Raw genomic sequence first — 7,361 nt, 5'->3', positions numbered from 1 at the left:
TGCCCTATGTACAGAAAAAGGCATTACCAGAAGCATGTCCCGTAAGGGAACGCCAGCTGATAATGCCCCAATAGAATGTTTTCATGCCTCTATAAAGTGTGAAACATTCTACTTAAACAGTGAGCTTAGAAGCTCTAATACCATTGTAATAGATATTGTCGAAAATTACATTGAAAACTATAATAAAGTTAGAATACAACAAAAACTAGGCTGCTTATCCCCTATAGAATATAGGAAATTAGCAGCCTAGAAAATAGTGTTTTTATTGAGCTCCCTTAGTAAGGGTGCAGTGCCGTAATCCTAGTCTCTTTTTTTGGCATTTTGTTTCTTCATAAAATGTTCTTGTGCACGTTTATTTTTCTTTTCACGATGTAGTATATAACCCCCAATGAACACTACACCAAATACAAAGAATATAAAGCCTAATAAAAACTGTAACCAAATAAAATGTAATTGTGGAACAAGTTGTCCGAAAACAGCATCTCTCATCCATTTAATACCTAGTCCTGCAATGATACCTGGTATCACCAAAATAAGTAATGCAATATACTTTTGCATAAGTTAAAACTCCTATTAATTAATAACTTATATTATATATGAGATAATGAGTAAAAGTAAACATTGAAAAAATGGAATAAACGGTACAATTTGATTATGATAGTAATAGGAGGGGATTAAATGCTTTTTAAAGATATGATAAAAAACGGTCAAAATATATCAGCTACAATTGCTGTATGTAAATCTAATGATGAAGGTGTCATTAAAGCAATTGTTAAAGCGATTAAACATACAAAAGCTAGGTTCATGTTGTTTGATGAGCGACCACAAGATGAGTTGATCAGGTCATTTAATTTAACACATGAAGAATTAAATAGGATAGAAATTATTCAAACACTTAACGAAGAACATACAGTATCTCAATGTGTACAAGCTGTAGCAGACGGAAAAGCTGACTTAATTATGAAGGGGTTAATTTCAACATCAGAATTGCTAAAAGAAGTATTAAAAGATAAATATAACTTGAAGACCAACTATAGAATGAGCCATATCGCGATATTTAATATACCTGAATATCACAAGATGTTAACTGTATCAGATGTTGCGATGAACATTGCACCAAATATCGATCAAAAAATTGAAATCACATCGAATTTAGTTTATTCGCTCAAAAAAATTGGTATCGACTCACCTAAAATAGGGGTACTTTCTGCAATTGAAAATGTGAATCCGAAAATGCAGTCGTCGGTTGATGCGAAAGAAGTCGTATCTTATTTTAATCATGAAGAACCAGATCTTGAAATAGAAGGTCCAATTGCATTTGATGCTGCAATTAATAAAAAAGCATCCATTATTAAAAAAATAGATTCAAAAATTTCAGGTAATGTTGATGGTTTAATCGTCCCTCAAATTGAAAGTGGCAATATTTTATATAAATCACTCGTATATTTATCGAACGCCGATGTAGCATCTGTTATAATTGGTGCAAAAATACCCATAATTTTAACTTCTAGATCAGATTCATCACGAGATAAATTTCATTCTATATGTAGTGCGTTAATGCTTATTTAGTATATTATAATAACAAATTAATAACTATACTCTTTATTTCAAAGTATCGAAAGAGCTTACAATGCTTTTATATCAATAAAGATTGAATTTTCTAAAAATTTTTACTTTTTGTAAGCGCTATCATTTTTTGTCAATTTATTTGATAAATAAAACATTTCATGTAAAATTAGAAATGAAGTTATTATATAAAAGTTGAAAAGGGGATTATTATGTTATTTGAAACGATAGAAAAATATGACTATGAGCAAATAGTATTTTGTCACGATAAAAGTTCAGGATTAAAAGCAATCATTGCGATTCATGATACAACATTAGGACCAGCACTTGGCGGTTGTAGAATGTGGCCATACGAAAGTGAAGAAGATGCTATTAATGATGCATTACGCCTATCAAGAGGTATGACATATAAAAATGCTGCAGCTGGTTTAAACTTAGGTGGCGGTAAAACAGTTATTATCGGAGATCCTAAAAAAGATAAATCAGAAGCTTTATTTAGAGCTTTAGGTAGATATGTAGAAAGTTTAAATGGTCGTTATATTACTGCTGAAGATGTAGGCACGACTGAAGACGATATGGATATTATCTTTGAAGAAACTGATTACGTAGTTGGTTTATCTGAAAGCCACCAATCTAGTGGTAACCCAAGCCCTAAAACTTCATTAGGTGTATTTGTTTCTATGAAACGCGCAGCTAAAGAAGCATTTGGAACAGATGACTTAAACGGGAAAACAGTTGCTGTTCAAGGTGTTGGACACGTTGCTTACGAACTATGTCGTTATTTACATGAAGCAGGTGCTCAATTAGTTGTAACAGATATTAACCAAGAAGCAGTTGATAGAGTTGTAAATGACTTCAACGCTCAAAGTGTAGGTATTAATGATATTTATGATGTAGATGCTGATATCTTTGCACCTTGTGCTTTAGGTGGCGTATTAAATGATGATACGATTGCACGTTTAAAAGTGAAAGTCGTATGTGGTAGTGCAAACAACCAATTACAAGACATAGATGTACACGGTGCTCAATTAGAAGATAAAGGTATTGTATATGCGCCTGACTTCGTTGCTAACTCTGGTGGTGTTATCAATGTTGCGGATGAATTAGATGGATACAATGAAGTACGTGCTATCTCAAATATTGAAAAAATCTATGACCAAATGGATAAAGTGTTTGAAATTAGTAAGCGAGATCAAATTACTACTGCACGTGCAGCTGAAATTTTAGCTGAAGAACGTATTGAACAACTTAAGAATGTAAGAAGTAATTTCTTAAAAACTGAAAGATCTATCATTTCTAGAGGTAAAAAATAATGAAAAAAATTCTTGTACTTAATTTAGGAAGCACATCATCTAAAGTTGCAGTATTTAATAACTATGATATGTTATTTGAAGATGTTATCAGACATGATATCGAACAAACTAATCTTCCATTAATTGATCAAGTCCCGTTTCGACTTGAAAGTATCAAGAACTCATTAAACCAACATCATATCTCGCTACAAGCAATAGATGCTATTGCTTGTAGGGGTGGTGTTTTAAAACCTATACAAGGTGGAACATATCTTGTTAATAACATCATGTATCAAGACTTGAAATCTTTTAAATATGGATTTCATGCCTCGAATTTAAGTGGTATTATCGGCTATACATTTGCTAAAGAATTAAATATACAGGCTTATATTGTTGATCCAGTTGTCGTAGATGAATTAATACCTGAAGCAAGAATTACTGGCATTAAAGGTATTGAAAGACGCAGTATCTTCCATGCATTAAACCAGAAATCAGTCGCTAAACAATATGCAGCTGATACGAACAAAGCATATGAAGATATTAATGTCATCGTCGCACATCTTGGTGGCGGTATAAGTGTAGGTGCTCATAGAAAAGGAAGAGTCATCGAAGTTAATGACGGCTTGTTAGGCGAGGGTCCATTTAGTCCTGAAAGAGCTGGTTCCATTCCAAATGATGCGTTAATTAAATGGGTTATTGATCACGATTTAAATGCTAAAGAAGCTAATAATGAATTAAGTAAAAATTCTGGGTTATTATCATATTTTGGTACAAATGATTATTTAAAAGTAGAACAAATGATGGAAAATGGCGATAAAACTGCTAAACTTGTCTTAGATGCCATGTGTTATCAAATTGCTAAATCTATAGGGTCTTGCGCGGTCGTTTTAGAAGGTCAAATCGATCAAATTATCATAACTGGCGGATTAAGTTATTCAAAATATATCACAAATAAAGTAAAACAATATGTATCTTGGCTACAAAATGTTACTATATATAAAGGAGAAAAAGAAATGCACGCCTTAAATATTGGCGTAATGGACCTCTTACACGGTAAAATTAGTACCAAGTCATATGAATAAGGAGTAATACTATGTCTAAAGAATATGATTTAGTCGTTCTAGGTGGCGGTACGGCGGGCTATGTATCAGCAATTCGTGCTTCACAACTAGGAAAAAAAGTCGCAATTGTAGAGAAATTTAAGTTAGGTGGAACTTGTTTACATAAAGGTTGTATACCTACAAAATCATATTTAAAAACTGCAGAAATTTTAAGATACATACAACATTCAAACGAATATGGTATTAAAACTGCTTCAGCTGATTTTGAAATGACGGATGTTGTTGCTAAGAAAGATGAAACAGTTGCTACGATGTACAATGGTGTACAAAGTTTGATGAAAAAATACAAAATTGACATTTACGAAGGTAATGGCAGAATTCTAGGACCTTCATTGTTCTCGCCTCAAGCTGGAACAGTATCTGTTGAATTTGAAAATGGCGAATCAGAACTACTCGTTAATCAACATGTATTAATTGCAACAGGATCAAGACCAATTGAATTACCATTCTTAAAATTTAACCATCAAACCATCATTTCAAGTGATGATATGATGCAGTTACAAACGTTGCCTGAAAGCATGTTAATTATCGGTGGCGGTGTGATTGGACTTGAGTTTGCATCTTTATTAAATGATTTAGGTGTAAAAGTAACAGTTGTTGAAGCAGGGCAATCCATTATCCCTAACGAACAACGAGAAATCAGTAAAACGATTAAACGTAGCTTTGAAGAAAATGGCATAACCATTCATGAGAATTGTCCTTTATCTGAACAAGATGTCAACATACATGATCAACATGTAGATGTAACACTTCAAAATGAGCAACAAACTTTTGAAAAAGTATTAGTCGCAGTTGGTAGAACACCGAATACTGAAGATTTAGGATTGAACAACACAAAAATAAAGACCGATGAAAAAGGCTATATACTAACAAATGATGTTTATCAAACTGATGATAAACATATTTATGCGGTAGGAGATGTCATCGGTAATTATCAATTAGCACATGTTGCAACTAAAGAAGGAACTATTGCTGTAGAGCACATGTTTGATCAAAATCCTATCACATTAGATTACTTAACAGTACCAAGATGTATATATACAAACCCTGAAATTGCTTCGATAGGGATGACTGAACAAGGTGCTAAAGCGCAAAATATTAATTTCAAAAAATTTAAAGTACCATTTAAAGCGATTGGCAAATCCGTCATCGAAAATAATGGACTTGGTGAATGTATTTTAATTAAAGATATAGACAATGAAAAAGTGCTTGGCATTCATATGATTGGTGCAAAAGTGACTGAATTAATTAATGAAGCAGCTCTATTTACATTTATGAATGGCTCTACTGAAGAACTAGCAACTACTGTACATGCACATCCTTCAATTGGAGAAGTGCTCATGGAACTAGGGTTAAAATCTGAGAATCGTGCTATTCACGTCTAAAGAGGAGAGATTAGATGTTAGATTATAAGACTGTCGGATTAACGCATGAAGACTTAAAAGAAATTTATAAATGGATGTTATTAGGTAGAAAAATTGACGAAAGAATGTGGCTACTTAACCGAGCAGGTAAACTACCGTTTGTTATAAGTTGTCAAGGTCAAGAAGCAACACAAATTGGCACATATTATGCACTAAAAGACGAAGACGTATTAGCACCTTACTATAGAGATTTAGCTTTAGTTACAGCACGTGGTATTTCTGCAGAAGAATCTATGTTAGCTGCATTTGCTAAACAAGGTGATACTTCAAGTGGTGGTAAGCAAATGCCATCTCACTTTAGTAAAAAAGATTTATCTATTTTAACGCAAGGTTCTTGTGTAACAACTCAAGTGTTACATGCAGTTGGCGCAAGTTTATCACTTAAAATGGATGGCAAAGAAGCGATTGCACTTGCTACTTTAGGTGAAGGTAGTACGAGTCAAGGTGATTTCCACGAAGCAATGAACTTTGCTGGTGTTCATAAGTTGCCATTTATTTGTATTATCGAAAACAATAAATATGCCATTTCGGTACCAAGTCACTTACAGTACGCAACAGACGATTTATCATCTAGAGCTGCAGGTTACGGTGCATTCGGTGAACAAGTGGATGGTAATGATCCTATAGCTGTTTATGAAGTAGTAAAACGCGCAAGAGAACGTGCAATTAATGGTGAAGGACCAACACTTATTGAAGCATTATGTAGCCGTTTAACACCTCATTCTTCAGATGATGATGATAATTATCGTCCGACAGAAGAAATGAAAGCAGAAAAAGAAAATGATTGTATGATTAAATTCAAAGAATATTTAGTTGAACATCAAGTTACAAACGATGAATGGTTCAGCCAAATAGAAGATGAAATTAAACAAGAAATCAATACTGCTACTAAAAATGCAGAAAAAGCACCTTATCCATTACCGGAAGAAGCTTTAACACATGTATATGATCAAGGAGGCGAAAAGAATGCCTAAGTTATCCTATCTTGACGCGATTAATCAAGCTATGGACCAAGCGATGGAAAAAGATAATAACGTATTTGTTATCGGCGAAGATGTTGGTCTAAAAGGCGGCGTATTTGGCGCAACTAAAAATTTATACAATAAATATGGTGAAGGACGCGTGATCGATTCACCGTTAGCAGAATCAAATATCGTTGGTGCTTCAATTGGTGCAGCTATGATGGGTAAAAGACCTGTATCTGAAATTCAATTTGCAGAGTACATCGTTCCGGCAACAAACCAAATTATCAATGAAGCAGCTAAAATAAGATACCGTTCTAATAATGATTGGGATTGTCCTTTAACAATTAGAAGTCCATTTGGCGGCGGAATTCATGGCGCACTATATCATTCTCAAAGTATTGAGAGTATATTCTGTTCAACACCAGGCTTAAGAGTTGTTATTCCATCATCACCATACGATGCTAAAGGATTACTTCTTGCGGCAATTGAAGATAATGACCCTGTATTATACTTTGAACATAAAAAAGCATACAGACTATTAAAAGAAGAAGTTCCTGAAGAATATTATACTGTACCAATCGATAAAGCAGATGTTAAACGAGAAGGTTCAGATATTACAGTATTCACTTATGGATTATGTGTAAATTACGCACTTCAAGCAGCTGAAATATTATCAACTGAAGGTATAGATGCAGAAATAGTAGATTTACGTTCATTATATCCACTAGATAAAGAAACAATTATTAATTGTGCGAAAAAGACTGGCAAAGTATTGGTTGTAACTGAAGATAATCTAGAAGGTAGTGTTATGAGTGAAGTATCTGCCATAATAGCTGAAAATTGCTTGTTTGATTTAGACGCACCAATTGCAAGACTTGCAGGTCCAGACGTACCAGCTATGCCATTTTCACCACTTATGGAAGATTTCTTTATGATGAATCCTGTGAAAATAGAAGAAAAAATGAGAACATTAGCTGAATTTTAGGAGGTTAA

Annotated in this window: 8 protein-coding genes; 7 read left to right on the top strand and 1 reads right to left on the bottom strand. The window is 33.6% G+C overall.

What is annotated here, in order from left to right:
• On the top strand, positions 1-250 hold a 250-nt coding region (locus LQ611_RS01020), incomplete at its 5' end, for an integrase core domain-containing protein (protein ID WP_239709285.1).
• Positions 251-300: 50 nt separating this feature from the next.
• Here LQ611_RS01020 and LQ611_RS01015 read toward each other — a convergent pair.
• The gene (locus tag LQ611_RS01015; RefSeq protein WP_025904933.1) at positions 301-558 is read right to left on the bottom strand and encodes a DUF2627 family protein; all 258 of its coding nucleotides are present in this window, start codon (positions 556-558) and stop codon (positions 301-303) included.
• Positions 559-678: 120 nt separating this feature from the next.
• Here LQ611_RS01015 and LQ611_RS01010 point away from each other — a divergent pair, with 120 nt between their 5' ends.
• The 6 genes from LQ611_RS01010 to LQ611_RS00985 all read left to right on the top strand — a co-directional run bounded on the left by LQ611_RS01010 (position 679) and on the right by LQ611_RS00985 (position 7,353).
• Positions 679-1,569 (top strand): phosphate acyltransferase, encoded by an 891-nt coding sequence (locus LQ611_RS01010; protein ID WP_107634466.1) that lies wholly within the window; start codon positions 679-681, stop codon positions 1,567-1,569.
• Positions 1,570-1,778: 209 nt separating this feature from the next.
• On the top strand, positions 1,779-2,879 hold the full coding sequence (locus LQ611_RS01005) for a Glu/Leu/Phe/Val dehydrogenase dimerization domain-containing protein (RefSeq protein ID WP_151359321.1): 1,101 nt from the start codon (positions 1,779-1,781) through the stop codon (positions 2,877-2,879).
• A complete protein-coding gene (gene buk / locus LQ611_RS01000) occupies positions 2,879-3,940 on the top strand; it encodes a butyrate kinase (RefSeq protein WP_239709284.1) in 1,062 nt (353 codons plus the stop codon). Before LQ611_RS01005 ends, buk begins: the two co-directional genes overlap by 1 nt.
• Before the next feature lie 11 nt (positions 3,941-3,951).
• Positions 3,952-5,364 (top strand): dihydrolipoyl dehydrogenase, encoded by a 1,413-nt coding sequence (gene lpdA / locus LQ611_RS00995; RefSeq protein WP_119494199.1) that lies wholly within the window; start codon positions 3,952-3,954, stop codon positions 5,362-5,364.
• Between the two features lie 14 nt (positions 5,365-5,378).
• Entirely contained in the window at positions 5,379-6,377 is a 999-nt protein-coding gene (locus tag LQ611_RS00990) for a thiamine pyrophosphate-dependent dehydrogenase E1 component subunit alpha (RefSeq protein ID WP_119494198.1), read from the top strand.
• On the top strand, positions 6,370-7,353 hold the full coding sequence (locus LQ611_RS00985) for an alpha-ketoacid dehydrogenase subunit beta (RefSeq protein WP_119494197.1): 984 nt from the start codon (positions 6,370-6,372) through the stop codon (positions 7,351-7,353). Before LQ611_RS00990 ends, LQ611_RS00985 begins: the two co-directional genes overlap by 8 nt.
• Positions 7,354-7,361: the final 8 nt, after the last annotated feature.

Origin of the sequence: Mammaliicoccus sp. L-M44 (assembly GCF_022386355.1) — a bacterium.
Taxonomy (GTDB): domain Bacteria; phylum Bacillota; class Bacilli; order Staphylococcales; family Staphylococcaceae; genus Mammaliicoccus; species Mammaliicoccus sciuri_A.
The sequence above is the reverse complement of the archived record's forward strand: the minus strand, read 5'-3'. Positions and strand labels throughout refer to the sequence as shown.